28 protein-coding genes and 1 tRNA gene are annotated in these 24869 nt (G+C 45.5%); 20 read left to right on the forward strand and 9 right to left on the reverse strand.

The features are described 5' to 3' along the window. Positions 1 to 15: 15 nt before the first annotated feature. The 5 genes from D0B88_RS12120 (at position 16) to D0B88_RS12140 (ending at position 3808) form a co-directional block, all read left to right on the forward strand. Positions 16 to 705, forward strand: a complete 690-nt coding sequence (locus tag D0B88_RS12120; RefSeq protein ID WP_040391618.1) for a GGDEF domain-containing protein — start codon at positions 16 to 18, stop codon at positions 703 to 705. Between the two features lie 107 nt (positions 706 to 812). Then, complete coding sequence (gene bcp / locus D0B88_RS12125; protein WP_151057471.1) at positions 813 to 1286, forward strand: thioredoxin-dependent thiol peroxidase; 474 nt, start codon at positions 813 to 815, stop codon at positions 1284 to 1286. A gap of 216 nt (positions 1287 to 1502) precedes the next feature. Beyond that, positions 1503 to 1946, forward strand: a complete 444-nt coding sequence (locus D0B88_RS12130; RefSeq protein ID WP_040391620.1) for an AraC family transcriptional regulator — start codon at positions 1503 to 1505, stop codon at positions 1944 to 1946. Positions 1947 to 2048: 102 nt separating this feature from the next. Further along, positions 2049 to 2393, forward strand: coding sequence for a preprotein translocase subunit YajC (gene yajC / locus D0B88_RS12135; protein WP_040391622.1), 345 nt, complete (start codon positions 2049 to 2051; stop codon positions 2391 to 2393). Positions 2394 to 2458: 65 nt separating this feature from the next. Beyond that, complete coding sequence (locus D0B88_RS12140) at positions 2459 to 3808, forward strand: sodium:alanine symporter family protein (RefSeq protein WP_151057473.1); 1350 nt, start codon at positions 2459 to 2461, stop codon at positions 3806 to 3808. Between the two features lie 7 nt (positions 3809 to 3815). Here D0B88_RS12140 and D0B88_RS12145 read toward each other — a convergent pair whose 3' ends face one another. The 7 genes from D0B88_RS12145 to rne form a co-directional block, all read right to left on the reverse strand. Then, entirely contained in the window at positions 3816 to 4148 is a 333-nt protein-coding gene (locus D0B88_RS12145) for a TusE/DsrC/DsvC family sulfur relay protein (RefSeq protein WP_007640647.1), read from the reverse strand. Positions 4149 to 4151: 3 nt separating this feature from the next. Further along, entirely contained in the window at positions 4152 to 4460 is a 309-nt protein-coding gene (tusB, locus tag D0B88_RS12150) for a sulfurtransferase complex subunit TusB (RefSeq protein ID WP_151057475.1), read from the reverse strand. 1 nt (position 4461) lies between these two features. Beyond that, positions 4462 to 4824 carry a sulfurtransferase complex subunit TusC gene (gene tusC / locus D0B88_RS12155; RefSeq protein ID WP_040391625.1) on the reverse strand — a complete coding sequence of 121 codons (363 nt, stop codon included), beginning with the start codon at positions 4822 to 4824 and terminating at the stop codon, positions 4462 to 4464. A gap of 7 nt (positions 4825 to 4831) precedes the next feature. Then, positions 4832 to 5215, reverse strand: a complete 384-nt coding sequence (gene tusD / locus D0B88_RS12160; protein WP_040391627.1) for a sulfurtransferase complex subunit TusD — start codon at positions 5213 to 5215, stop codon at positions 4832 to 4834. A gap of 65 nt (positions 5216 to 5280) precedes the next feature. Next, entirely contained in the window at positions 5281 to 5964 is a 684-nt protein-coding gene (locus D0B88_RS12165; protein ID WP_151057477.1) for a Bax inhibitor-1/YccA family protein, read from the reverse strand. 212 nt (positions 5965 to 6176) lie between these two features. Then, a tRNA-Ser gene (locus D0B88_RS12170) sits at positions 6177 to 6266 on the reverse strand. 155 nt (positions 6267 to 6421) lie between these two features. Next, entirely contained in the window at positions 6422 to 9241 is a 2820-nt protein-coding gene (rne, locus tag D0B88_RS12175; protein WP_151057479.1) for a ribonuclease E, read from the reverse strand. Positions 9242 to 10077: 836 nt separating this feature from the next. Between rne and rluC the strand changes: the two genes are divergently transcribed. Together rluC and D0B88_RS12185 are read left to right on the forward strand one after the other, a co-directional pair. Further along, entirely contained in the window at positions 10078 to 11079 is a 1002-nt protein-coding gene (gene rluC, locus D0B88_RS12180; protein ID WP_370452437.1) for a 23S rRNA pseudouridine(955/2504/2580) synthase RluC, read from the forward strand. Positions 11080 to 11100: 21 nt separating this feature from the next. Continuing rightward, entirely contained in the window at positions 11101 to 11748 is a 648-nt protein-coding gene (locus tag D0B88_RS12185; RefSeq protein ID WP_151057481.1) for an HAD-IA family hydrolase, read from the forward strand. Here the strand turns inward: D0B88_RS12185 and D0B88_RS12190 are convergent. Further along, the gene (locus D0B88_RS12190) at positions 11715 to 12332 is read right to left on the reverse strand and encodes a nucleoside triphosphate pyrophosphatase (RefSeq protein ID WP_151057484.1); all 618 of its coding nucleotides are present in this window, start codon (positions 12330 to 12332) and stop codon (positions 11715 to 11717) included. The two genes, D0B88_RS12185 and D0B88_RS12190, sit on opposite strands and share 34 nt — an antisense overlap. A 130-nt stretch (positions 12333 to 12462) precedes the next feature. Between D0B88_RS12190 and D0B88_RS12195 the strand changes: the two genes are divergently transcribed. The 13 genes from D0B88_RS12195 to D0B88_RS12255 all read left to right on the forward strand — a co-directional run bounded on the left by D0B88_RS12195 (position 12463) and on the right by D0B88_RS12255 (position 23832). Then, a complete protein-coding gene (locus D0B88_RS12195) occupies positions 12463 to 12996 on the forward strand; it encodes a YceD family protein (RefSeq protein ID WP_040391628.1) in 534 nt (177 codons plus the stop codon). Between the two features lie 40 nt (positions 12997 to 13036). Then, on the forward strand, positions 13037 to 13219 hold the full coding sequence (gene rpmF / locus D0B88_RS12200) for a 50S ribosomal protein L32 (RefSeq protein WP_040391629.1): 183 nt from the start codon (positions 13037 to 13039) through the stop codon (positions 13217 to 13219). Positions 13220 to 13243: 24 nt separating this feature from the next. Then, entirely contained in the window at positions 13244 to 14248 is a 1005-nt protein-coding gene (plsX, locus tag D0B88_RS12205; RefSeq protein WP_151057485.1) for a phosphate acyltransferase PlsX, read from the forward strand. A gap of 32 nt (positions 14249 to 14280) precedes the next feature. Continuing rightward, positions 14281 to 15222: an ACP S-malonyltransferase gene (fabD, locus tag D0B88_RS12210; protein WP_151057487.1), complete on the forward strand. Its 942-nt coding sequence runs from the start codon at positions 14281 to 14283 to the stop codon at positions 15220 to 15222. A gap of 45 nt (positions 15223 to 15267) precedes the next feature. After that, positions 15268 to 16011, forward strand: a complete 744-nt coding sequence (fabG, locus tag D0B88_RS12215; RefSeq protein WP_040391896.1) for a 3-oxoacyl-ACP reductase FabG — start codon at positions 15268 to 15270, stop codon at positions 16009 to 16011. Between the two features lie 191 nt (positions 16012 to 16202). Next, positions 16203 to 16439: an acyl carrier protein gene (acpP, locus tag D0B88_RS12220; protein ID WP_007640684.1), complete on the forward strand. Its 237-nt coding sequence runs from the start codon at positions 16203 to 16205 to the stop codon at positions 16437 to 16439. 212 nt (positions 16440 to 16651) lie between these two features. Next, positions 16652 to 17893: a beta-ketoacyl-ACP synthase II gene (gene fabF, locus D0B88_RS12225; protein WP_007640686.1), complete on the forward strand. Its 1242-nt coding sequence runs from the start codon at positions 16652 to 16654 to the stop codon at positions 17891 to 17893. An 84-nt stretch (positions 17894 to 17977) separates the two neighbouring features. Beyond that, positions 17978 to 18853: an aminodeoxychorismate lyase gene (gene pabC / locus D0B88_RS12230; RefSeq protein ID WP_151057489.1), complete on the forward strand. Its 876-nt coding sequence runs from the start codon at positions 17978 to 17980 to the stop codon at positions 18851 to 18853. Then, entirely contained in the window at positions 18843 to 19922 is a 1080-nt protein-coding gene (mltG, locus tag D0B88_RS12235; RefSeq protein ID WP_151057491.1) for an endolytic transglycosylase MltG, read from the forward strand. Before pabC ends, mltG begins: the two co-directional genes overlap by 11 nt. Positions 19923 to 20087: 165 nt before the next feature. Further along, positions 20088 to 21809, forward strand: a complete 1722-nt coding sequence (locus D0B88_RS12240) for a glutamine--tRNA ligase/YqeY domain fusion protein (protein WP_151057493.1) — start codon at positions 20088 to 20090, stop codon at positions 21807 to 21809. A gap of 1 nt (position 21810) precedes the next feature. Continuing rightward, positions 21811 to 23211 (forward strand): cysteine--tRNA ligase, encoded by a 1401-nt coding sequence (gene cysS / locus D0B88_RS12245; RefSeq protein WP_151057495.1) that lies wholly within the window; start codon positions 21811 to 21813, stop codon positions 23209 to 23211. Positions 23212 to 23239: 28 nt separating this feature from the next. Beyond that, on the forward strand, positions 23240 to 23440 hold the full coding sequence (locus tag D0B88_RS12250) for a hypothetical protein (protein WP_151057497.1): 201 nt from the start codon (positions 23240 to 23242) through the stop codon (positions 23438 to 23440). A gap of 71 nt (positions 23441 to 23511) precedes the next feature. Continuing rightward, complete coding sequence (locus D0B88_RS12255; RefSeq protein ID WP_151057500.1) at positions 23512 to 23832, forward strand: hypothetical protein; 321 nt, start codon at positions 23512 to 23514, stop codon at positions 23830 to 23832. On the opposite strand, the gene D0B88_RS12260 is transcribed toward D0B88_RS12255, so the two are convergent. After that, positions 23813 to 24613 (reverse strand): inner membrane protein YpjD, encoded by an 801-nt coding sequence (locus tag D0B88_RS12260; protein WP_151057502.1) that lies wholly within the window; start codon positions 24611 to 24613, stop codon positions 23813 to 23815. The genes D0B88_RS12255 and D0B88_RS12260 overlap by 20 nt on opposite strands. Between the last annotated feature and the right edge of the window lie 256 nt (positions 24614 to 24869).

Genomic DNA, 24869 nt, shown 5'->3' on the forward strand with positions numbered 1-24869 from the left:
AACTAGAAAGAGCATATGGACTCCTTATCTCAGTCAACAGGTGATTTGCCTTTATATTGCCCATCCTCAGGGCAGAGCTGTCAATTTAAGGATGAATTGCTAACCTTGCGTAACGAGGTTAATGACCTACGCCATCAGGTTCAAACAGACGCACTAACTGGTTTATACAATTTTCGTTTTTTTTCCAATATATTGCCCTTGGAAATGGAGCGAACCCGCCGTGCCACCCAGCCTTTATCATTGATTATTCTAGATATAGATCATTTTAAACAGTTTAATGATCGCTGGGGGCATGAGCTTGGCAACCAGGCGCTAATTCACGTTGCACAATTAATTGCTGTTGCAATTCGCAAACTGGATTTTGCTTGTCGGTTCGGTGGGGAAGAGTTTGCAATCGTGTTACCAAATACCGATTTGTATCAAGCGAATAATGTCGCTGAGCGCTTGCGCTTTTCAATTGCCAATAGTGTTCTTGAAGTTGGTAATAATTTAATTTATCTGACTGCAAGTTTGGGAGTTGATGAGTTTAAAGCCACTGATACAGACAGTCCCCAAGGATTTATTGAGCGAGTGGACGCCTGGTTGTATCAAGCAAAATATGCAGGTAGGAATTTAGTCAAGGGGCCAACTATTTTGCCTGTTGATACAACTACCAATGTTACTGCCGATGAAAAAGAAGCCTTGTTTGGTACTTTTCATGACTAAGAGAAATGATCCTCTGATCATTTAGTTGCGTATAAAATTTTAGTTTTTTAGTTTTTTAGTTTTTTAGTTTTTTAGTTTTTTAGTTTTTTTATCTAAGGTTTGTTTTTATGAGCTTCCCTAAAATCGGTAATTTAGCCCCGACGTTTTCATTGCAGAACCAAAATGGTGAAAAGGTTTCACTAAAAGACTTTAAAGGTAAAAAAAACATTGTTTTATATTTTTATCCTAAAGCATCAACACCTGGTTGTACTGTTCAAGCTTGTGGTATCAAGGAATCACGAAGTGAATTCGAAAAGCTAGATACTATTGTGTTGGGTGTAAGCCCTGACTCTCCTGCGAAGCTGACCAAATTTATTGATAAATATGATTTGAATTTTGATTTACTGGCGGATGAAGATCACTCTGTTGCTGAAACTTACGGCGTTTGGGCACTCAAGAAATTTATGGGTAAAGAGTTTATGGGGGTTGTTCGTACCAGCTTTATTATCAACAAAGAAGGGCGTATATCTCACGTGCTTGATAAGGTAAATACCAAGACTCATGATCAGGATGTACTCGCGATACTGCGAAATGGCATTTAAATTATCCTTTTATATTAAAATGTGATATAAAAAATATCTGTATGTGAAAATTGTACGCATTTCTCTTTGTTGTAAATGGATATAGACTATAATCGTCCATGTCGAGTGTGGCTTGATTGACAAAAGGATGATATCGATACTATTGGCTTTGGTTTGGCTGAGAAGTGACACTCCTTAATTCTATAACTGCCCTTAATTGGCAAAGGAGACGCCTGGATGATTCAATTACAGCGAATTTACCGAAACAACGAAGGTTCTTCAGAAAACTCCTTTATTGGATCTGATGTAAGATCCTACGAAGAGTATCTGTCTCTTGCCGAAATCCCTCGCTTTGAGGGGGTATCTGCCAGAGTTATTGACTCTTTGAAGCAGCGTGTTGGTCGAGAGGATTTATCAATTGACCGAATTGCAGAGGATTTAAAGTTATCAAAACGCACTTTGCAGCGGCGACTTCAAAACCAAAACGCTAACTTCGCTCAAATCAGAGACGCTTTGCGTTTTCATTATGCAATTAAGTATCTGATAGATGAGCATATGAGCGTTGACAATGTCTCAAAGGCGTTGGATTTTTCGGATAGAACTAGTTTTACCAATGCTTTTAAGCGTTGGACGGGGCTTTCTCCGAGCGTTTTCAGAAAGCTATTTCGCGATTACGCTTGATTCTTTCCATCCCTTCCTCTGCCTCTGATTTAGGGGGCGCTAATTGCCTGTATGTTTCAAAACAGGTAAAGTTAGCGCTCTTTATTCTTTGAGGTTAGTTTCATGAGTTTCTTTATAGCATCTGCGATGGCCCAAGCTGAAGCTGCTCCTGCCCCACAAGGTAATCCAATGATTACTTTGCTTATGTTCGGCGGCATGTTTTTATTTATGTATTTACTCATTATTCGCCCTCAGCGTAAGCGCCAAAAGGAGCATCAGAATCTCGTTGCTGCCTTGGCTAAAGGTGATGAGGTAATCATGACAAGTGGAATGTTGGGTAAAATTATCAAAGTCGATGAAAACTATGTTGTCCTTGAAACTGGCAATAATGTGGAGCTTAAGTTTCAGAAAGTTGCTGTGCATGCCGTGCTTCCAAAAGGTACCATCAAAACAATTGAAGCAGCGTAAATCCTGCGATTCTAAAAAGGGGCTTAGGCCCCTTTTTTTTTATGCTTTTTCTGGGGGTGATATTGATGGATTACATCCATAAGCTTGTGACGGAATTAAACAATTTGGTCTGGGGTGTGCCCATGTTGGTACTTATTCTCGGAACCGGTTTGTTTTTGATGGTGATGTTGAGGGGAATGCCTATCCGTCGAATCGTCTTGGGATTTTGTTTGATGTGGCAAGGACGCTCAAAGGATGTTGGGGCACAGGGCCATGTTAGTTCTTTTCAGGCACTCATGACTGGATTGTCTGCAACTGTAGGCACTGGAAATATTGCCGGTGTCGCAACCGCTATTTTTTTAGGGGGGCCGGGAGCCCTTTTCTGGATGTGGTGCACAGCTTTGGTTGGCATGGCAACCAAGTATTCGGAAATAGTACTTGCAGTTCATTACCGAGATGTCGATTCAAAAGGAGAGTGTAGTGGTGGCCCAATGTACGCCATTAAAAATGGGTTAGGTAAAAAATGGCATTGGTTGGGTTTTGTGTTTGCTGTGTTTGGTGGATTGGCAGGTTTTGGGATTGGCAATATGGTGCAGTCAAATAGTATGGCTGAGGTAATAAAAGTCACCTTTGGGATAGAGACGTGGGTAACAGGTTTGGTAACAACAGTGGTGGTTGCACTGGTTATTTTGGGTGGAATTAAGCGCATTGCAAAAGTGGCGGCATCATTAGTTCCTTTTATGTGTATTGGTTACATAATTATGTCGTTGGCTGTACTTATTTTGTATGCCTCTCAATTGCCTGCCGCGTTCTCTCTCATTTTTACACACGCTTTTACTCCTGTTGCTGCTACTGGCGGCTTTGCTGGTGCGGCAGTACTGATGGCTATACAGTACGGCGTTGCCAGGGGGATTTTCTCTAATGAGGCTGGGTTGGGAACGGCTGGTATCGCACAGGCAGCGGCGGCAACTGATAGCCCTGTGCGCTCTGGCCTGATTGGTATGACCGGGACATTCATAGATACAATTGTCATCTGTACCATGACTGGCCTGGTAATCATTTGCACCGGTGTATGGGATGGCGGAGCGCGGGGCGCAAGTCTGTCTTCCTCTGCCTTCGAGTCTGCATTACCCGGTATTGGTGGTTACTTATTGGCTTTTGCGCTCATTATATTTACGTTCACTACTATTCTAGGTTGGAGTTATTACGGCGAGCGTTGCTGGATGTATTTGGCCGGGAAGAAAGCCATATTTCCTTTCAGGATATTGTGGGTTCTCGCAGTTTTTGCAGGTGCAGTATTTCATTTGGATTTCGTATGGTTACTTGCTGATACACTCAATGCTCTGATGGCAATACCAAACTTGTTTTCTTTGCTTTTGCTGAGTCCGGTAGTAATTAAATTGACAGCAGATTACTTTGAGAGCAAAAAAGAATAATTGGTCTTTACAGGCAATTGGTTGGTCGAGGTAAGCCGGCAATTTTGCTTGCGATTTTTGCGGGGCTGGGCGGAAACAGACCAAGCAAATAAATGCTCTTGCCCTTGTCTATGCCCAGATTTTTTTCTGTATATTTTACAAGGGCTCTCATTGCGGGAGAGATTTGATACTCTTGATAAAAAGATTGCAGCAGAGTGATTATTTCCCAGTGTGCATCTGTGAGTGCAATTTTTTCTTGTAGTGCTAGCTGGATTGCAACAGCTGGAGTCCAGTCATTCAAACTGATTAGATAGCCATCTTTATCAAGCGCTATCTGGTTACCATCTACTGTTATGTGCATTGCTCAATACCAGCTCTGAACGCAGCGGTGTTCGATGGTTAGTTGAACAAAACTGTCGTAATCAATCAGTTCAACGGATGTCATCAGTTTTTCTGTTAATCCACGAGCTTTAACATCAGCGCTAATTGCAAATACGCGGACTCCCAAGAGAATTAACTCTTGTAGTTGTACGGAGTCTGGTGCTGATTTAATTGCGCCAAATACCCCATCCTCTAACAATAAAATTGCATCAGATGTTGAGCATACCTTTATGCAAGATGATAGGGAGCTATTTGAATAAGGGGATTTATTGATTGTGTGCAGCGTACTCATGCTAAAAACTCAGTAGATGATCTTGTTGGTCTAATAGGTTTTTTACATCTTCGCTTGTCAAGATTTTGATGTCATCCCAAATAAGTTCATTGATTTTAAGATCTCGATCTTCTAATGAATCCTTATGTGCATAAATATTATCAACACCGTAAAGTGATAAGGCGGAAAGTGTGGCCGAAAGATTTTTTTGAGTGATTTCTTCCGGGTTTTGATTTTTAATAAGTTGAAATACTCCATCATCCATAAACAACATGCCAATATCTTGATCATAAACGGATGCGGCGAGGGTCACATCAAGTGCCTCACGGGCCAGACTGGTGCCATAGGGTGCGCGACGACTGATAACCAGTAATTTTTTTTTCATAGGGTTTTTACCCAAAAGTAATAACGCGATCAGATGTTATTGTGGCGTCTACCAGTTGTCCTAATCCGCTAATTGAATAACTATTGTTTATGTTGTGTGCTGGCTTGTTATAACGCAAAGCTTCTTCGCTATTCAATATTCCTCGTTTTAGGGCGGCAGCTATACAAATAACCAAGTCATATTGTTGGGCGAGGTTGTGCCATGCTTGGTATAGGTCAAATTCATCCTGAGGTGGTGTTCCTAATGAAGATGCATTGTGCACACCATCGTGATAAAAGAAAATTCTGTGCAGTGTGTGGCCTTTGTGGAGAAGTGCTTTTGCAAACTCGTAGGCTGTATGACTGGCCTGCGATGAGTAAGGTGGGGCGTATACAGCTAGGGAAAAAATCATAAATTATTCATGCCATCAAAAAAATAGGGCTCCATTAAGGAGCCCCTAGCGAAATAGTTGGAGGTTTACTCGTCGCTAGATATACCGAGAAGATGTAATAAGCTGGTAAATAAGTTAATGATCGACAAGTACAGACTGGTTGTGGCGAGAATATAGTTGCTCTCTCCGCCATGAATAATTTCGCTTGTTTGATAAAGGATTAATGCTGACATTAAAAGAACAATGCCTGCTGAGAATGCCAAGTGTAGACCTGAAAACTGGTAGCCAAAAAATGAGGCTCCAATCAGGAATAGCATAATAACTAACATCAATATCATGCCAACGGCAACAAATCCGCCGAGGAAATTAAAGTTTTTACGTGTGGTCAATACATAGGCTGAAAGGCTAACAAATACAACTGCTGTGCCTCCGAGAGCTTGCATTATGATTGTCGAACCGTTGGTCATACTTAGGTATTTATTTAATATTGGGCCGAGACCGGCGCCTATCAATCCAGTAAAAGCAAATACCACCAGAAGACCTGTTGAGGAATTGGCTGTTCTTGGTAATACGAACCAAATTAGCCCCATTGCTACAAGGCTCATGATAAGTCCTGCGCCATGCCCAAGTCCTGCTGCCATTGAGATTGCAGCGGTAACCGCGCTAAAAGCCAATGTCATGCCAAGAAGCATGTAAGTATTGCGCAACACTTTACTTGATTCTACTTGGCTTACCGAGTGACTTGCTTTGGTGCTATAAACTTCTTGCATGTTTATCTCCGTTTAAGTGCATCAATTTTCGTTTACCTGATTTTGATAATACAAACTACCGGCTATAAAGCCAAGTATTCAAGATTAATTATCGAGGTTATGGCTGAGGCTTCAGTGGTTCCTCTTTGACTGCCAGGATGGCGAATGGTTTCGATTGACGGGACATACAAAATAAAAAAGGCGCTAGATCTCTCTAGCGCCTTTTTAATGTATGGCGGAAGGGCAGGGATTTGAACCCTGGGTAGGCTCGCACCTACGCCGGTTTTCAAGACCGGTGCATTAAACCACTCTGCCACCCTTCCGAGTGGCGCAAATTATACCTAGGTTTTACTTTTGGGCAAGAGAAAACTTTAAAATTTTATGGTTTGATATTAAATGTAATTATTTTTAATTTTTTAGTTGATCATAAAAAAGCCGAATTGTTTCCAATTCGGCTTTTCAGTTTTTGCGGCGAAAGTTATTGTTCCGAGTTGTTGCGTTTATTCAATCTTGGGTCATTTGAGGGTCTGTTTAGTGGTCGGGGATTATGATCCACGCTCGGGGGCAGGCTAGTGTCCAATGCACGTGAAATTGGTGCCTCAATTGTTTCGGTAATAATATTAACCTGAGCAACTGGTTTCGGTGCTTTTCTTGGGTCATTGCTTGCGCGAATTGGGGTTGCAGTATTTTCGGCTTGAGCTGCAATCTGTGTCTCTGCTTCGTTGGCATTTGTTTCGCCTTCGGGAGCAGTTTTTTGTTTGATTGCTGCGTCGGGAGTTTCTCCGGTTTCTTCAATATCAAGAGGTGCGCTATCAATTGTTGCTTGAGGTTTCTCAATTGTAGCTACTTCTTGCTCCGCAGTTTTAAGTGGAGCTGCAATAGTTGCCTCCTGATGTGTTGATGCTGGCAATTCAATGTTTGCATCGTCATCAGTTGTAGCCGCTGTTTGCCCTTCAGGCTCTTGGGGCTTCTGCTGTGCGTGTTCGGCGATAGCTGCGGATATCTGCTGTGCCAGTTGAGCTGATTCACTTAATACCTTCGGTTCGTTTGCTTGAGTTTGCTCTGCATCTGAACTGATTGGTGAGCTTTCGGTGTCATGGTTGCGTGAGCGCCGACGTTGCTGGGAGCGAGTTCGACGTCCAGCCGGACGCTTTGAGGGGCGCTGATCATCGCCTTCATCCAAGCCATCTTGAGTGTCTATAAGTACGGTCTCGCTTGCGGCTACAGCCTCCTCGCGAATCTGTGGGCGACGATTCTCCCGCTCCGGGCGCTGATTGCGGTTGCGTGGTTGGCGCTGCTCTTCATCACCAGCTTGTTGTTCACGTGCTGGATCGCGCTGTTGATCGCGATTATTGCGTGGGCGACGTTGTTCGCCATTTGACTCCCGAGTAATACCCTCACGCTTATCGGTGTCTTTGTTGTTGTCGCGCTTATCTTGCTCGCGCGCTGGTTTTATTTCGCCGGCGTTGCGGTGTTCCAGATTGTCCAAGATCTCGCGGTCTTCTTTGCGGTCTTTATCGCGGCGGTTGTTACGGCCATCGCGACGATTATTTCGGCTGGGGTTTCGACGGCCATCGCGCTTGTGCTCGCGCTTTCCTTTGCTTTCTTCATTTTTCTCGCCGCTAAAAATGTTGCCAATTGAGCTAAACAAACGTGACAAAAGGCCTGGTTTTTTGGCTGGCTCCGGTGCTGGCTGACTTGGGCTGCTCGGCTGTACTAAGGGTTTGGGCGCATTAATGGGTTTTGCCTTAAAGTCTTCTTCGTCGGCTTTTGCTTCGTCAGTGTGCGCAACTATTTTATAGCTTGTTTCCAAGGTTCCTTCGTCGTCGTCGCGCAGGCGTTGGACTTCAAAATGTGGTGTCATCAATTCAGCGCTTGGCACTATCACAACACGGGTATTGTTGCGCGCTTCAATACTGGAGATGGTTTTTCGTTTTTCATTCAATAGATATGTGGCAACTGATACAGGGCAGATAGCACGAATTTCTGCGCTACGTTCTTTTTGTGCTTCATCTTCCACTAAGCGAAGGATTGATAGCGCAAGTGAGCGGGTGCCGCGAATGCTGCCTACGCCATCACAGCGAGGGCAAATTTTTGAGTGAGTTTCGCCGAGTGATGGGCGCAGGCGTTGTCGAGACATTTCCATCAGGCCAAAGCGTGAAATGCGACCAATTTGTACGCGTGCTCTATCCATCATCAGGGCATCGCGTACACGGTTTTCAACTTCGCGCTGATTACGCACGGGTTGCATATCGATGAAGTCGATAACAATCAGGCCGCCCATGTCGCGTAAGCGCAACTGGCGTGCGATTTCATCTGCTGCTTCCAGATTGGTTTGCAGTGCGGTTTCTTCGATGTCGCCGCCTTTTGTGGCGCGCGAGGAGTTGATGTCGATGGCAACAAGCGCTTCTGTTGCATCGATAACAATCGAACCGCCAGATGGCAATTTAACTTCGCGTTGAAAGGCGGTCTCAATTTGAGATTCAATCTGGTAGCGATTGAATAGGGGGATATCATCTTTGTACAGCTTTACTTTGCTGCGATAATTCGGCATTACCTGTTGAATGAATCCTGCTGCAAGGTCAAATGCTTCTTGATTGTCGACAATTACTTCACCGACGTCCTGGCGTAAGTAATCGCGGATTGCGCGGATAATAACGTTACTTTCCTGAAACAAAAAAGCTGGGGCAGGGGAGGTTTTTGCGGCTGTTGCTATGGACTCCCACAATTGAAGCAGGTAATTGAGGTCCCACTGTAATTCTTCAGAGCTGCGGCCCACACCGGCGGTACGGATGATTACGCCCATGCCGTTAGGCACTTCTACTTCGCCAAGTGCATCTTTCAATTCGGCGCGATCTTCACCTTCAATACGGCGTGAAATACCACCAGCTCTTGGGTTGTTGGGCATCAATACCAGATAGCGGCCGGCGAGGCTGATAAAGGTGGTGAGGGCGGCGCCTTTATTGCCGCGCTCTTCTTTATCGATTTGCACAATAACTTCAGTGCCTTCTTTCAGCACATCTTTAATTTTGATGCGACCATCTGAGTCGCCGGGATTTTTGGTGAAATATTCGCGGGAGATTTCTTTTAGTGGCAGGAAACCATGGCGTTCCGCGCCGTAGTCAACAAAAGCTGCTTCGAGGCTTGGCTCTACGCGGGTGATGCGCCCTTTATAAATGTTGGATTTTTTTTGTTCGCGGTTGCGGTTTTCGATGTCCAGATCATAAAGCCATTGGCCATCTACCAGCGCTACGCGCAACTCTTCGGGTTGAGTTGCATTGATGAGCATTCTTTTCATGTGTTACCTAATTGTCTGTGAGCGTCTGACTGACGTGACAATCAAGGTCAACATAGGTGATGTTTTGCGCAACCTTGTGGACTAATGCGCTACCCGGTTGATAGGGCTCGCATTAGCGGTTGGTGGGTTTTACCTGTCGGCTTAAGCAGTGTTATCGCTTTGCAGCGACTGCAATAACAAGCCTTTACTAATCAGATGGCCCATTTGGCTCATTCATTCGCGCCGGGGGTTCCGGCGCTCCTACTTGTAGTGCTTATTGTGGTTGTCGGTCAGGTGAATCCATCCTGGGGTGACCGGGTTGTTCATTTATAATCTGGCTTGATTGAGTGTCAGTCGTAAAGATAATTGATCATTACATTGGTCTCTCAATCATGCGGTTAGCTTTAACAATTAAGCCACAGGATTAAATTTGCAACCTGCAAAATAGCATCGGACAATGTTTTGCGACGCGTGCGACGCTGTTATCCGGATCTTACAAATAGAGCTTTCTTGAGTTCAACAAAACAAAAACTGTGTTAACAATGAGTGCAACATTGGTTGACGCAATTGTTAGGGTAGTTAGCAAGCATGGCTTACATTCTACCGTTGTCAGTGTCTTCAAGAGCGGGAGCTTTAGGCTTTAGTGTGCGCATAAGCAGGCGCTCTTGCTGTCAGCGGTATTTCCTAGTGATGCGCCTGTCTTTTGCGCGCGATCCGGAAACCAGCCTGTATCAGCTGTCTGAATATAGCAGTTCTACCTATATGCGGCAATGAAATCAGTGATTTACATAAGTTTTTAGCTTTGCTTAGGGGACGCTGGGTTCGGTTATCTGATGGTATCGAGTATTATGGCGACTATGAAAATATCCACTGAAAATACTGTTCAAGCTGTAGAAAACTCTTCCTTCGCTCAGGTGATGATCATTTCTATCGATGAAGATCAGGCGGGCCAGCGGCTCGATAACTTCTTGATCGCGCGCCTTAAGGGGGTGCCTAAATCGAAAATTTACAATGTGATTCGCAAGGGTGAGGTGCGAGTTAATAAAGGAAGGATAAAGCCTGAGTATAAATTAATGGCGGGTGACTCGATCAGGGTTCCTCCGATCAGGACTGCTGAAGCTGGGACAGAGGCGAAAGCTAGCCATCAAATGATGTCGCTGTTATCCAGGTCAATTTTGTTTGAGGATGATGGCTTATTGGTTATTAATAAGCCGCCCGGCTTGGCGGTGCACGGCGGTAGCGGTATTACGCTCGGTTTGATTGAAACTCTGCGTCAAATGCGCCCTGAGGCGCGTCATCTGGAGTTAGTGCATCGCCTTGATCGCGATACATCAGGTTGCATTATGGTGGCTAAAAAGCGCAGCTATTTGCGTCATTTGCAAGCTGCCTTGCGTGAAAAGTCCGCGGGTGCTGGCGGTATTACCAAGGTGTATCAAGCGTTGGTGATTGGTGATTGGCCCAAGCGTGTCCATCAAGTTAATGCTCCTTTGTTAAAAACCGAAGTGGCGGGTGGTGAGCGGGTGGTGCGTATTCACTCTGAGGGTAAGCCCAGCTTGACTGAGTTTAAGCTGTTGCAGCGTTTTGATGGTTTTAGTTTGATTGAGGCGCGGCCGATTACTGGTCGGACCCATCAAATTCGGGTGCATGCACAGTATACGGGTTGTGCGCTGGTGGGGGATGAAAAGTATGGTAATGATGAGGTCAACGAAGCAATGCGCGGGCAGGGTATAAAGCGCTTATTTTTGCATGCTTCTTCGCTCTCATTTTATTTGCCTGAGTCTGACGTGATTACTCGCGTCGATGCTCCTTTGCCGCCTGATTTGGCCATCCCTTTGGGAAAATTGCCTGCTGCTAGCTAGCTTGTGTTTTGGAGAGAATAATTGCTGTTTATTTTTGATTGGGATGGCACCCTTAGTGATTCAAAAGCCAAAATTACCAAAGCTATGCAGCTTGCTGCGCAGGATATGGGGTGGGTGCCGCTAGCTGATCACCATATCCATAATATTATTGGGCTGGGATTGCCGGAAGCCATTCATCGCTTGTATCCCGAAGTTGATTTGCCTGGGCGTCAGCGTTTGCGCGATGCCTATGCGACCCATTTTTTATCACTTGATGAGGCTCGTCCATCCGATTTTTTCCCTGGGGTGATGGATACTCTGCATCGTCTTAAGGCTGATGGACATACATTGACTATTGCCACGGGAAAAAGCCGTAAGGGATTGGATCGCATCTTTGGTGTTCTGGGTGTGGCTGATTTTTTTCATGCTACCCGCTGCGCCGACGAGACAGCCTCCAAGCCTGATCCTTTAATGCTGGAAGAGCTGCTGAATGAGTTTGGTGTGGCAGCGGGCGCGGCGGTGATGATAGGTGATACTGAATACGATATGGAAATGGCGCGTCGCATTCATATGCCCCGTATTGCGGTCAGCTACGGTGCGCATCATATTGACCGCTTGCACAGCTATCAGCCTGAGCTGTGTTTAAATCGGTTTGATCAATTGCTTGCGTGGGAAAAACTGGTTGGCTGATTGAGTGGATCCACTCCTTCTTTGGCAAGCATTTGGGTGAGGGCAATCAGTGGCAGGCCTGTCAGTGTATTTGGGTCATCACCTGCAAGTTGTTCAAACAAGCAAATCCCTAATCCTTCCGATTTAAAACTGCCGGCGCAATCGTAGGGTTGCTCGCGCTGCAGGTAGTTTTCTATTTGCTCATCAGACAAGTTGCGAAACCGGACTTTATAGGTTTCAACACTAGTTTGGGTGCGGTTTGTTGTTGGGTTGAGTAGGCACAGGCCCGTCAAAAAGGTGACTTCGCGTTGGCGAAAATTTCTGAGTTGGATAACCGCATTTGAATGGGTATAGGGTTTGCCGAGGATGCGGTTGTCGATTGTTGCTACTTGATCCGATCCGATAATCAAGTGGTTTGGATAGGTGCTGGCAAGGTGGCGAGCTTTGGTTTCAGCGAGCCTGCACACTAGTTGCGCGGGGCTTTCTCCTGGTTGGTGGCTTTCATCTATATCCGGGCTTGCCCAGTCGAAGGTTAGCCTCAGTTTTTGTAATAACTGACGGCGATAGATGGAGCTTGATGCGAGCAGTATCTTTGGGTATGTCATGAAATGGCTGCACTTTAAGAGTGATGAAACGCTAAATAAGGGTGCAATTCTACTCTCAAGCCACTAAATAGCGCTATTTAACCAGTTTTTCTTTGACACTGCAGGGCGATATCCCTATTATGGCGCGCTTATGATTAAGACCCCTCCTAATAAAGTTCTGCCACGGCAGGGTGATCCTCGGAAATTCGCTCAACATGGCGTTGTTCTAGAGGGTTGCATTGCTGTTTCTGACCTGCCTCGCGTTACTGAGGCTACAGAAAGCACAGGTGGAGAGATTCAGGTAAAACTTGAATTTAAAATTAGCGAGGAGAAGAAAAAGGTTGTTGTTGGAACTGCGCATGCTGATTTATCGTTAATCTGTCAGCGTTGCTTGGAACCAGTAACAGTTCCTGTTCAAAGCGATATCTCACTCGGAATTGTATGGGACGAAGAAGGGGCAAATAAACTGCCACCACACTTTGAGCCTTGGATTGCGGCTGAGGGAATGGCAGATCTCTACGAGATGATCGAAGAGGAACTGCTGTTAAGTTTACCTGCCGTTGCTTATCACGAAGAACCTTGCATCGATAGCAAGCTTTATTCAAGTGGCAAACCGGTAGAGGTAAAAAGAGAGAAAAACCCATTTCAGGTGTTGGAACAATTAAAGAGCTCGCCGAAACCCTGAGGCGCCTCGGTTCCAACGAGTAAGTAAATAGGAGCAAACCATGGCAGTTCAACAAAACAAAAAATCTCGTTCAAAGCGCGACATGCGTCGTTCACACGATGCCTTGACTGGCCCAACCTTGTCAGTTGACGCTACCAGCGGTGAGAAACACCTGCGTCACCACGTGACTGCTGACGGTTTCTATCGCGGCCGTAAAGTGATTGATAAAGGCAACGACGAGTAGTTTTTTACTCAAGACGACTGTACCTTGTCGGCAAGAATTCGAATAGCGATTGACGCTATGAGCGGGGACTTAGGTCCCCGCGTTGCTATTTCTGCAGCACAACTTTTTGTGGCTCAGTACCCCGATGTAGATTTGTTGCTTGTCGGTAATGAATCACTGCTCCTTCCTTCTGTTTCAAAACATAAAAGCTATAGTGCTCGCTTATCGGTGCTTCATGCTGCCGAGGTTGTTGCTATGAGCGATGATCCCTTGTTTGCATTGCGCCATAAGAAAGGCTCATCAATGTGGCTATCTTTAGAGCAGTTGCGTGGCGGTAAGGTTGATGCCTGCGTCAGCGCAGGCAACACCGGTGCATTGCTGGCGATGAGTAAGTTTCTGGTAAAAACATTTCCTGGGGTGGATCGTCCAGCAATTTGTAAGCCTATGCCGGTTGATATGGGCTTAACCTATATGCTGGATCTCGGTGCCAATATTAATTGCACTGCGGGGCAGTTGCATCAGTTTGCGCAAATGGGAAATGTGTTATCCAAAGCGGGTGGTGTTGTGTCGCCACGTGTTGCATTGCTTAATATCGGTTCGGAAGAGCAGAAAGGTACTGAGGTATTGCAACTGGCGCGGCAGCTTATGATTAATGATTCGCGTATAAATTATTCAGGGTTTGTAGAGGCGAGTGCAATTTTTTCTGGTGTGGTCGATGTGATTGTTTGTGATGGCTTTCATGGCAATATCGCACTCAAAGCCAGTGAGGGAGTTGCGCGATTTGCCCAGGAAAAAATGTTTAAAATTGCACATAAAAATGCGCTGAATAAATTTTTATCGACTCTTGCGTGGCCGCTACTGCGCCAAATGCGACGAGAATTAGACCCCTCCTCATACAATGGTGCTAGTCTTTTGGGGTTGCAAAAGCCCGTAATAAAAAGTCACGGCAATGCAAATATAAATGCTTTTTTGCAGGCGTTAATTGTTGCTCGTGAACAGGTTGTCCGGCAAATTCCTCTATTAATTCAAAAAGAATTTCAACTCAATTAATTGTTAGTGATAAAAGAGAATCGTTAATTACTATGACTACTCAACATCTTGCTTTTGTTTTTCCTGGTCAAGGATCTCAAAAAATTGGCATGCTGGCTGAATTGGCTGCAGAGTTCCCAGTAGTGCAGAAAACGTTCGCTGAGGCTTCTGAGGTATTGGGATATGACTTGTGGGCATTGGTGCAAACTGGTGCACAAGAAGACATTAATTTAACTGAGCGTACGCAACCTTTATTGTTGGCAGCAAGTGTCGCTGTATATCGGGTTTGGCAACAAAAGAGCGGCGCTCAACCTGCATTTATGGCGGGACATAGTTTGGGTGAGTGGTCTGCACTGGTATGTGCCGGGGTAGTTGCATTTAAAGATGCGGTTAAGCTTGTGCAGCAGCGCGGTAAGTTTATGCAGGAAGCTGTTCCCGCGGGGCAAGGGGCTATGGCGGCCATTATCGGGCTGGATGATGCGCTCATTGTTGACGCTTGTAAAAAAGCAGAGCAGGGTGAAGTCGTTTCTGCGGTGAACTTTAACTCGCCGGGTCAGGTGGTTATTGCAGGCGCCGTTGCGGCTGTTGAGCGCGCGAGCATATTGTGTAAAGAGGCGGGTGCGAAGCGTGCTTTGCCTTTGCCTGTAAGTGCACCGTTTCATACGGAGTTGATGCGTCCTGCCGCGGAACGTTTGGCTGAACAAATTACTGCCACTAGTTTTACTATTCCAACTATTCCTGTTGTTCATAACGTTACAGCAGAGGTTGAAATGAATCCGGAAAAAATTAAAGCATTAATGATTGAGCAAATCTTTAGTCCTGTTCGTTGGGTGGAGTGCGTTAATACACTTGCATCCAAAGGGGTTTCGCTGACACTAGAGTGCGGCCCAGGCAGGGTATTATCTGGTCTAAATAAGCGTATCAATTCAGAGCTAAGCACGGTCTCCGTCGAAAAGCCTGAAGAATTGAGTGTCGCACTGGCGATGATTGAATAATTTTCACCGACAAATTGAACTGATTTTTTTCAGGAAGACATAATGATGAATCTAAATGATAAGGTTGCATTGGTGACTGGTGCCAGTCGCGGTATTGGAGCTGCTATTGCGGAGCAATTAGGCAAAGCGGGCGCTGTTGTGATTGGTACCGCGACAAGCGTTTCTGGCGCGGAAAAAATCACTGCGCGCTTTGCCGAATTGGGTGTTCGCGGTGCCGGTAAGGTATTGAACGTTACCGATGCGGACTCGGTTGCCGCATTGTTAAAAGAGGTGGGTGAGGAGTTCGGTGCACCAGCGATTTTGGTTAACAATGCAGGAATCACTAAAGACAATCTGTTGATGCGGATGAGTGATGAGGAATGGTTTGATGTTATCAATACCAATCTCAGCTCTATCTATCGCCTGAGTAAAGGCGTATTGCGTGGCATGATGAAAGCTCGCTGGGGTCGTATCATTAATATCAGTTCCGTAGTGGGAGCTATGGGTAACCCCGGGCAATCCAACTACGCAGCGACCAAAGCTGGTGTATCGGGTTTTGCTCGCTCTCTGGCAGCTGAGGTGGGCTCACGTAATATCACTGTTAATACTGTGGCGCCGGGTTTTATTGATACAGACATGACCAAAGTATTGCCTGAAGAGCAAAAACAACAGCTATTGTCACGCATTCCATTGGGGCGCCTTGGTGCTCCTGAGGAGATTGCTTCCGTGGTCGTTTTTCTGGCGAGTGACGCAGGTGGGTACATCAGCGGAGAGACAATTCATGTCAATGGCGGCATGTATATGTCGTAATTTTTTATTATAACCTTTTGTTTTTTAAAGGTTATTTTCTAATTTTTAAAGAAATTTAGCACTTGGCATTACAACAATCTTAAAATCGATGTAAAATGCGCGACGATTTTGAGCGGAACGCCAGACTTGATAAGTTTGGTTTGAATTGTCAGGTGTTTCGAATACATAACCACTAGGAGTTACATAACATCATGAGTAGCATTGAAGAACGCGTAAAAAAGATCGTTGCTGAGCAACTGGGTGTGAAAGAAGACGAAGTTAAAAATGAAGCTTCTTTCGTCGAAGATCTGGGCGCTGATTCTTTGGATACCGTAGAGTTGGTAATGGCTCTCGAAGAAGAATTCGAAACTGAAATCCCTGATGAAGAAGCCGAGAAAATCACTACCGTTCAATTGGCTATTGATTACATCAATGCCAACCTGGCGTAATTTGCCGGCTCGGTTTAATTTGGCGATTAGCTGATTTCTGGTTTAGAAAAGCCGTATTATTGCAAAATAGTACGGCTTTTTCTTTTTGTTATTCCGTGTTCATTTGCGTGATATAGCAAATGAATAATCAAGATTACTGACGGCAGCAGAGCGCAAAATTACCCTAACGCTGGTAATCATTGAGCGATGTGTCATGTAGGAGAACCGCGAAGGTGTCACGTAAAAGAGTTGTAGTCACTGGCTTGGGTATGATTAGTTCCCTGGGTAACACCGTTGCGGATACTTGGCATGGCATTGTTAATGGTAAGAGTGGTGTGGCAACTATCTCTCATTTTGATGCATCTGCTTTTACCACGCAGTTTAGTGCGTCCGTAAAAAATTTGGTGGTGGATGATTATTTCCCCGGCAAAGAAGCGCGCAAGATGGATCCATTCATCCAATACGGTATGGTTGCTGGTATTCAGGCGATTCGTGATTCCGGTCTGGAAATTAATGAGGCTAATGCGGGGCGTATTGGTGTTTCAATCGGTTCGGGTATTGGTGGCATAGGTACTATCGAAGAGGGCTCTGCAACTCTGGAGCACAAAGGCCCGCGTCGTATTTCTCCATTCTTTGTACCCAGCGCAATTATCAATATGATCTCCGGTAATTTATCGATTATGTATGGTTTGCGTGGGCCAAATATTGCCATTACTACCGCCTGTACCACAGGTACCCACAGTATTGGTTTTGCCGCACGTATGATTCAGTACGGTGATGCCGATGTGATGGTGGCTGGTGGTGCTGAAATGGCAACAACCCCATTAGGTTTGGGTGGTTTTGCTGCTGCACGTGCTTTGTCTACTCGCAATGATAATCCGCAGGCGGCCAGTCGTCCTTGGGATAAAGACCGTGATGGTTTTGTGTTGGGTGATGGCGCCGGGGTGTTGGTGCTCGAAGAGTATGAGCATGCAAAAAAACGCGGCGCAAAAATTTATGCTGAGTTGATTGGCTTTGGTATGAGCGGCGATGCTTATCACATGACTTCGCCACCGGAAGATGGCTCAGGCGCTGCAGCGTCTATGCGTAACGCGATTTTGGATGCAGGTATTTCCCCTGAGTTGATCAATTACATTAATGCGCACGGCACTTCTACGCCTGCTGGTGATAAGGCGGAATGTGCGGCGGTTAAGTCGGTGATGGGTGCAGCATCGGCGCAAGTGGCTGTTAGCTCCACCAAATCCATGATTGGTCATTTGTTGGGGGCTGCTGGCGCCGTTGAGGCGATATTCAGTGTGCTGGCGATTCGCGATCAGGTCGCGCCGCCAACCATCAACCTGGATAACCCGGAAGATTCCTGTGCGGATCTCAATCTGGTGCCACATACCGCACAAGAGCGCAAAATTGATGCAGTTCTGTCCAATTCCTTTGGTTTTGGTGGTACTAATGGTTCATTGATTTTCCGTAAGGTGTAAGTGCTTGGATTATTATCACTTGTGATGATGTAAAAAATGACGCCGGACTGGAGACAGTCCGGCGTTTTTGTATAGACTGCAACTATGTCACTAAAACTTCCCTTTGTTAGCGTTAACGGTGTCCTTGATGCGGCTATTTCGCCGCTGGACCGTGGTTTTGCCTATGGCGATGGTATTTTCGAAACCTGTCGTTATCACGCGGGTGAAATCCCGCTCTGGTTTTTTCATCGTGACCGTCTAGTGAGTAGTGCGCAACGGTTGCAAATCCCCCTGAATGAATCTGTGTTGATGACGCGGCTGACAAGTGTGCTCAATCTGCTGCACTCTGCTGCGATAATGGCTGCGGTTGTGAAAATTCAGGTTACCCGAGGGGCGGGTGGGCGAGGTTATCGAATTCCACTCGATCTGGAGCCGACCTATTGCATCAGCGTTTTTCCTGCTGAGCCCTTGCATTCCAGTAATTATCTGAATGGTGTGGATGTGCGAATCTGTGAGCAGCGCCTGTCGACCAACAAGTCTCTAGCAGGGATGAAACATCTGAATCGTTTGGAGCAGATACTCGCGCGTGCTGAGTGGCAGGATGAGTATGCCGAAGGTTTGGTGATGGACGATTCGGGTAATTTGATTGAGGCCACAGTCAGCAATTTATTTGCGGTAAAAAACAAGCAGCTATATACCCCTGATCTGACCTTCTGCGGTGTGGCAGGTATTATGCGCCGTACTATTTTAGAAAACTTGGCTCCCCAATTAGCGCTGAATGTTGAAGTGGGGGCGATGAGTCTGGATTTTGTGTGCAGCGCCGACGAATTATTCTTGTGCAATAGTGTTTATGGTATATGGCCGGTGAATCGGTTGGTTGATCAACGTACCGCGCCAGCAATTGTTGCCAATTTTGCACAACATTCCTTGACTCGCAAACTGCAAAATTCGGTCGAGCAATTCTTTTTGCGTGTTGATTGATGACTATCTGAATATGACCAAAAAAATCCCCCTCTCTGTAAAATTATTGGGCTTTGCCGCATTTATTTATCTTGCAGGATTAATGTCTGCGACATTTGCCTGGATGTTTGTTCAAAAGTGGCTCGCTACACCGCTTGCAATTTCTGAGCAGGGGTATAGGTACGAATTAAAGCCCGGCCAGTCATTGGGGCATCTTGCATATGCCTTGGGAAATGATCAGGTCATTCAATATCCTCGTTTGCTGCGTCTTTATGCGCGAGCCACTGATTTGAATAAGGTTCATGCTGGCGAATACTTTTTTCCGCAGGGAACTACGCCGAAAACGTTACTAGAAAAACTGTCCAAAGGTGACGTGGTACTTTATCAAGTCACTTTTGTGGAGGGGTGGACGTATAAGCAAGCACTGAATGCCCTGGCAAAGATTGATGCAGTTAAACAGCTTTTGCCTGGTAAATCTGAGCAAGAGCAGATTGAGTTATTAGATATCCCGGTAACCCAGTTAGAGGGATGGATTTTTCCCGACACTTACAGTTTTAGTCGCAATATCAGTGATGTTGAAATAGTGCAGGGTGCTTACCAAAAAATGTTGTCATTATTGAGTGCAGAGTGGGAGAAGCGCCCTCCTAATTTACCTTACAAATCGAGTTATGAAGCCTTAATTATGGCCTCCATTATTGAGCGTGAGACGGGGCATCATAGTGAGCGCGATCAGATTGCTGGTGTTTTTGTTCGCCGTTTACAACAGGGTATGAAATTGCAAACAGATCCTACGGTTATTTATGGCATGGGTGATCGCTACCAAGGGCGTATTCGGCGTGCAGATTTGCAGGAAGCGACTGATTACAATACCTATGTTATCCAAGGGCTTCCGCCAACACCTATAGCTCTACCCAGTGCTGCCTCTATACGCGCAGCGTTAAATCCGGCGGCGGGTAAGGCTTTGTATTTTGTAGCAAAAGGCGATGGTACCAGTGAGTTTTCTGAAACTCTGGCACAGCATAATGAGGCAGTAAGACGTTATCAGTTAAACCGGCGTAGTGATTATCGTGCCGCACCGCCTACGAAATAACCATTTTTCAGTGGTCCATTCAGCATTATAAGTGCGGTATGAAAAATACTGTTGAGCCAGTACAATGGGTTCAGCACTACATGCCGTCCGGTTTTCTCCGGCGGTGTGATTCCCAATTTTCATAATCCCTGATTCACGATACCACCCTAACGGATTTGTTATTCCATGAGCGAAAATCATTCAGCGGTCAATGTTAGTGACACGAGCAATACCGAAATCAAAACCAAACCTTTACATTTTATCCAACAAATAATTCGCAAAGATTTGGAGCAGGGTGTACACAATAAAATTGTTACTCGTTTTCCGCCGGAACCTAATGGTTATTTGCATATAGGCCATGCCAAATCTATCTGCCTGAATTTTGGGATGGCAGAGGAGTTCGGTGGTGCCTGCAATTTGCGTTTTGACGATACCAACCCCGAAAAAGAAAACGAAGAGTTCGTTAACTCCATCAAGCAGGATGTAGAGTGGTTAGGTTTTAAATGGGATGGCGCAGTGCGCTACACCTCGGATTATTTTGATCAGTTGCATGCATGGGCTATTCATTTAATTAACAGTGGATTGGCGTTTGTTTGCGATTTAACGGCAGAGCAAATGCGTGAGTATCGCGGCACATTGATTGAGCCGGGCAAGAACAGTCCATTCCGCGAGCGCAGTGTGGAAGAAAATCTTGCGCTGTTTGAAAAAATGCGCGCGGGCGCATTTGAAGAGGGCGCATGTTCATTGCGCGCAAAAATCGATATGTCATCGCCCAATATTAATTTGCGCGATCCTATTATCTATCGCATTAAAAAAGCCCATCACCATCAAACCGGTGACAAGTGGTGCATTTATCCGTCTTATGATTTTGCCCATGGACAAAGTGATGCAATTGAAGGAATTACCCACTCCATTTGCACCCTTGAATTTGAAGACCATAAACCGTTGTACGATTGGTTTATCCAACACTTGCCAGTGCCAGCGGTGCCGCGTCAATATGAATTTGCGCGCTTGAATATTAATTATTCGGTAACCAGTAAGCGTAAATTAAAACAATTGGTCGATGAAAACCATGTGGATGGTTGGAATGACCCGCGCATGCCGACTATATCCGGTATGCGTCGCCGTGGATTTACACCCGCTGCGTTGCGCGATTTTTGCGAGCGTATCGGCGTTACCCGCTCGGACGGTATTGTCGATGTTGGTGTGCTGGAATTTTGTGTGCGCGATGATTTGGATAAAAACGCGCCGCGCGCTATGTGTGTGTTGAAACCTTTGAAAGTGACGCTCACCAATTATCCTGCGGAACAAGTCGAAACCTTGGTTGTGCACAATCACCCCAATCGCGATGACTTGGGCGATCGCACCATTCCGTTTACGCACACGGTATTTATTGAGCAAGAAGATTTCCGCGAAGAAGCCAATAAAAAATACAAGCGTTTGGTTACCGGCAAGCGTGTACGTTTGCGTGGGGCATATGTAATTGAAGCTGATGAGGCGATCAAAGATTCTGCTGGCAATATTATTGAAGTACGTGCACGAATTATCGAGGGCACCTTGGGTAAAGATCCTGCGGATGGCGTAAAGCCTAAGGGCGTTATTCACTGGGTATCGGCAACCAACAATCTCGATTGCGAAGTGCGTTTGTATAACCGTTTGTTTACCGATGAAGCACCGGATGCAGGCGGTAAAAATTTCCTCGATTGCATCAATCCCGATAGCCTGGAAATTTTGCAGGGCTGTAAAGCAGAGATCAGTTTGGCCGGTGCAGTTGTTGGCAATAGCTACCAGTTTGAGCGCCAAGGTTATTTCTGTTTGGATAGCAAATACAGTTCCGCTGAAAAGCCGGTATTTAACCGTACCATCAGTTTAAAAGACAGCTTCGGCAAAACAGAAGATCAGGAATAACATGCTGCAGATATACAACACACTCACGCGCCAAAAAGAAATTTTTAAACCGATTCACCCCGGCAAGATTTCTATGTATGTCTGCGGTATCACCGTGTACGACTATTGCCATATTGGTCATGCACGCGTGCTGGTCGCTTTTGATGTTATTACCAAATTCCTGCGCAGCCAGGGTTGGGATGTTAGCTATGTGCGTAACATTACTGATATCGACGATAAGATCATCAAACGCGCCAATGAAAACGGTGAAGAGTTTTCATTGCTAACCAAGCGCTTTATCGACTACATGCATGAAGATGAAGCTCGTTTGGGAATCGCCCGCCCCGATATTGAGCCGCGTGCAACAGCCTATATTGATCAAATTGTCGATATGAACAAAACCTTGATCGACAAAGGATTTGCTTACGCGGCTAGTAACGGTGATGTGTATTACCGAGTAACGCGTTTTGCCGATTACGGCAAGCTCACTAACAAAAACGTTGATGAGTTGTTGGTTGGTGCGCGCATCGAAGTTGATGAGGTAAAAGAAGATCCGCGTGATTTTGTACTTTGGAAGGCGGCAAAAGTGGGTGAGCCTGCATGGAAATCACCTTGGGGTAATGGTCGCCCTGGTTGGCACATCGAATGCTCAGCGATGAGCAAAAATTGCTGCGGCGAGACCTTTGATATTCATGGCGGTGGACCCGATTTGCCATTCCCTCATCATGAAAATGAAATTGCCCAAAGCGAAGCGGCGAACGGATGCAAGTACGTAAATTATTGGATGCATGCTGGCGCAGTGCGTGTTGATGGCGAAAAAATGTCGAAATCACTCGGCAATTTTTTCACTATTCGCGATGTGCTGGAAAAGTATCACCCCGAAGTCGTGCGCTTTTTATTGGTTAGCAGCCATTATCGCAGCCCGATTAATTATGCAGAAGATAATTTAATTGAGGCACGTACTGGACTTGAGCGTTTCTACGGCGCTTTACGTGATTATGCTGATGTTTTGCCAACATCTTTGACTGCAATGACAGCAAGCCCTTACTACACCGCATTCGTTGAAGCCATGAACGATGACTTTAATACCCGTGTTGCTTTGGCGGGTATGTTTGATTTGGTGCGTGATTTAAACAACGCTAAAAGTAATCCTGATTTGGCCTGTGATCTCGCTGGTCAGTTGAAGGCATTGGGATTGATTTTGGGCGTGTTGCAGGAAAATCCTGAAGTGTTTTTGCAGGCTGGTGGTTCAGAGCAAATTGCAGCAGACGATGTCGAACGTTTGATTGCGGAACGTATCCAGGCCAAAAAAGATAAACAATATGCACGTGCAGATGAAATTCGCAAAGAGTTGCTTGCAGCGGGTGTGGTGCTAGAAGATGCCCGTGACGGTACTACGCAGTGGCGCCGTGAATCTACTTAATAGCTCGTTACTCTAAGGTTTTGTCCCTATGCCAGTTCAGCTTTTTAACGAATACGCCATTTTTTTTGCCTTGGGGTTTTTAGTAATTTATGTCCTGGCGCAGTTGCTTGTTTCAAAGCACCCTAGATTTCAAGCGCTTTCGGCAATACAAAAAAGTGTAACGGTTAAAGTCATTGCACTGTCAGGTTTTATTTTGGTGTATGTAATTTTGAATCTATTTGTTGAGTGATTTTAGACATTTTCTTCGTTGTGTTTTTTGTGTAAAACCGTTTTATTTGTTAATTACTTTGCAGGCTTTATATGGTCATTCGCAAACTACTTCGTAATCGCGGACTTGGCGTAAATCTTATAGCTGGTTTTAGTTTTATCTTACTGGCAGTTTACGCTTGGGGTTTGAGTTGGGCGGAGTTGGGCGCTTATCTTCTGGTTATTTTAGTTTTTTTACTGGGCTTGATTATCGCGGCTGCATTATGCGGCTGGATTCTGCGCAAACTAATGACTAAAAGCGAGTGGAATCCTGTAGAGCCTGATCAAAATGTAAAAATCGAAAAAAGCCAATCTGCTGAAAAGCTTGGATCTTCATCTCGCGATGAATCGGGCACTAAATCCGATGCAAAATAATCTCCAGTACTAATTTACTGCCAAAGTAAGCAAGCATGAGGCAAACAAAACCTGCCAATGTCCAGCGGATTGCGGTGTTTCCTCTCCAACCTAACTGGTGGCGTCCCCAGAGCAGCAGAGCATAAATCAGCCATGCGACCAGTGCAAAAATGGTTTTGTGTGCAAGATGTTGCGCAAACATATCTTCTAAAAAATAAAATCCTGAGGCTATAGCGAGGGTTAGCAATATCTCTCCTACCCATAAAAATTCAAACAGCAGTGCCTCCATGGTTTGTAATGGAGGCAGTAAGCGCGAACTGGTAGTGAGTTGTTTATTTTTCAATGCGTGGTTTTGGTAGGCCAGTAATAGGGCCTGTAGACTGGCAATAGTAAGTAGGCTGTATGCCAGTACCGACAATACAACGTGGATCGCAATGTGGTAGCTCAACGATTGCTGCCAATCGCTGTTACTACTGATGATCGATGTCAGCACAGAAATAGCAGAGAGTGGAAATAACAATAAAAATAGATTGTGTAAGGCTTTCTTTATACTGCTAAAAAGAACAATCGCATTGATCACCCAAAAAATCAGTGAAGATGCAGAAAAAAGGCTGACATTCAGGTTGTCGCCTTTGACGCTTAGACCATAGACCCCGATCCCGTGTGCGATTAACGCCAAGCCTGCTGTACCGATCAGGTATTTGGGTTGCAATGCCTGTTGGCGTATAAATTGGCTACCAAAGTAGGCGGCAGCAGCACTGTAGATTAATAGTGCGATCAGGTTGGCGCTGAGTGTGATCATCTTGGTAAGGCTAATCCGTAAAGGGCGGAAACACTGAGTTAAGGGGCAAGTGTGTCATAAGGTTTTTGTAAAGAGAAGGGTAAATGAGAAACATCCTTATCCAATTTAACCGGCTGACCTGATTGTTGATTGCGCCTTTGCTTGCCCCTTTATGCTGGCTTTGAGGTTATAATCGCCTCCACTTTTTATGGGCCGACCTTGGGCTAATCCAAGAGGTTTGGCCCGCCGCAAATCAACTGATTGTTTGAGATAGGCT

It is taken from the genome of Cellvibrio sp. KY-YJ-3 (assembly GCF_008806955.1).
Classification (GTDB): domain Bacteria; phylum Pseudomonadota; class Gammaproteobacteria; order Pseudomonadales; family Cellvibrionaceae; genus Cellvibrio.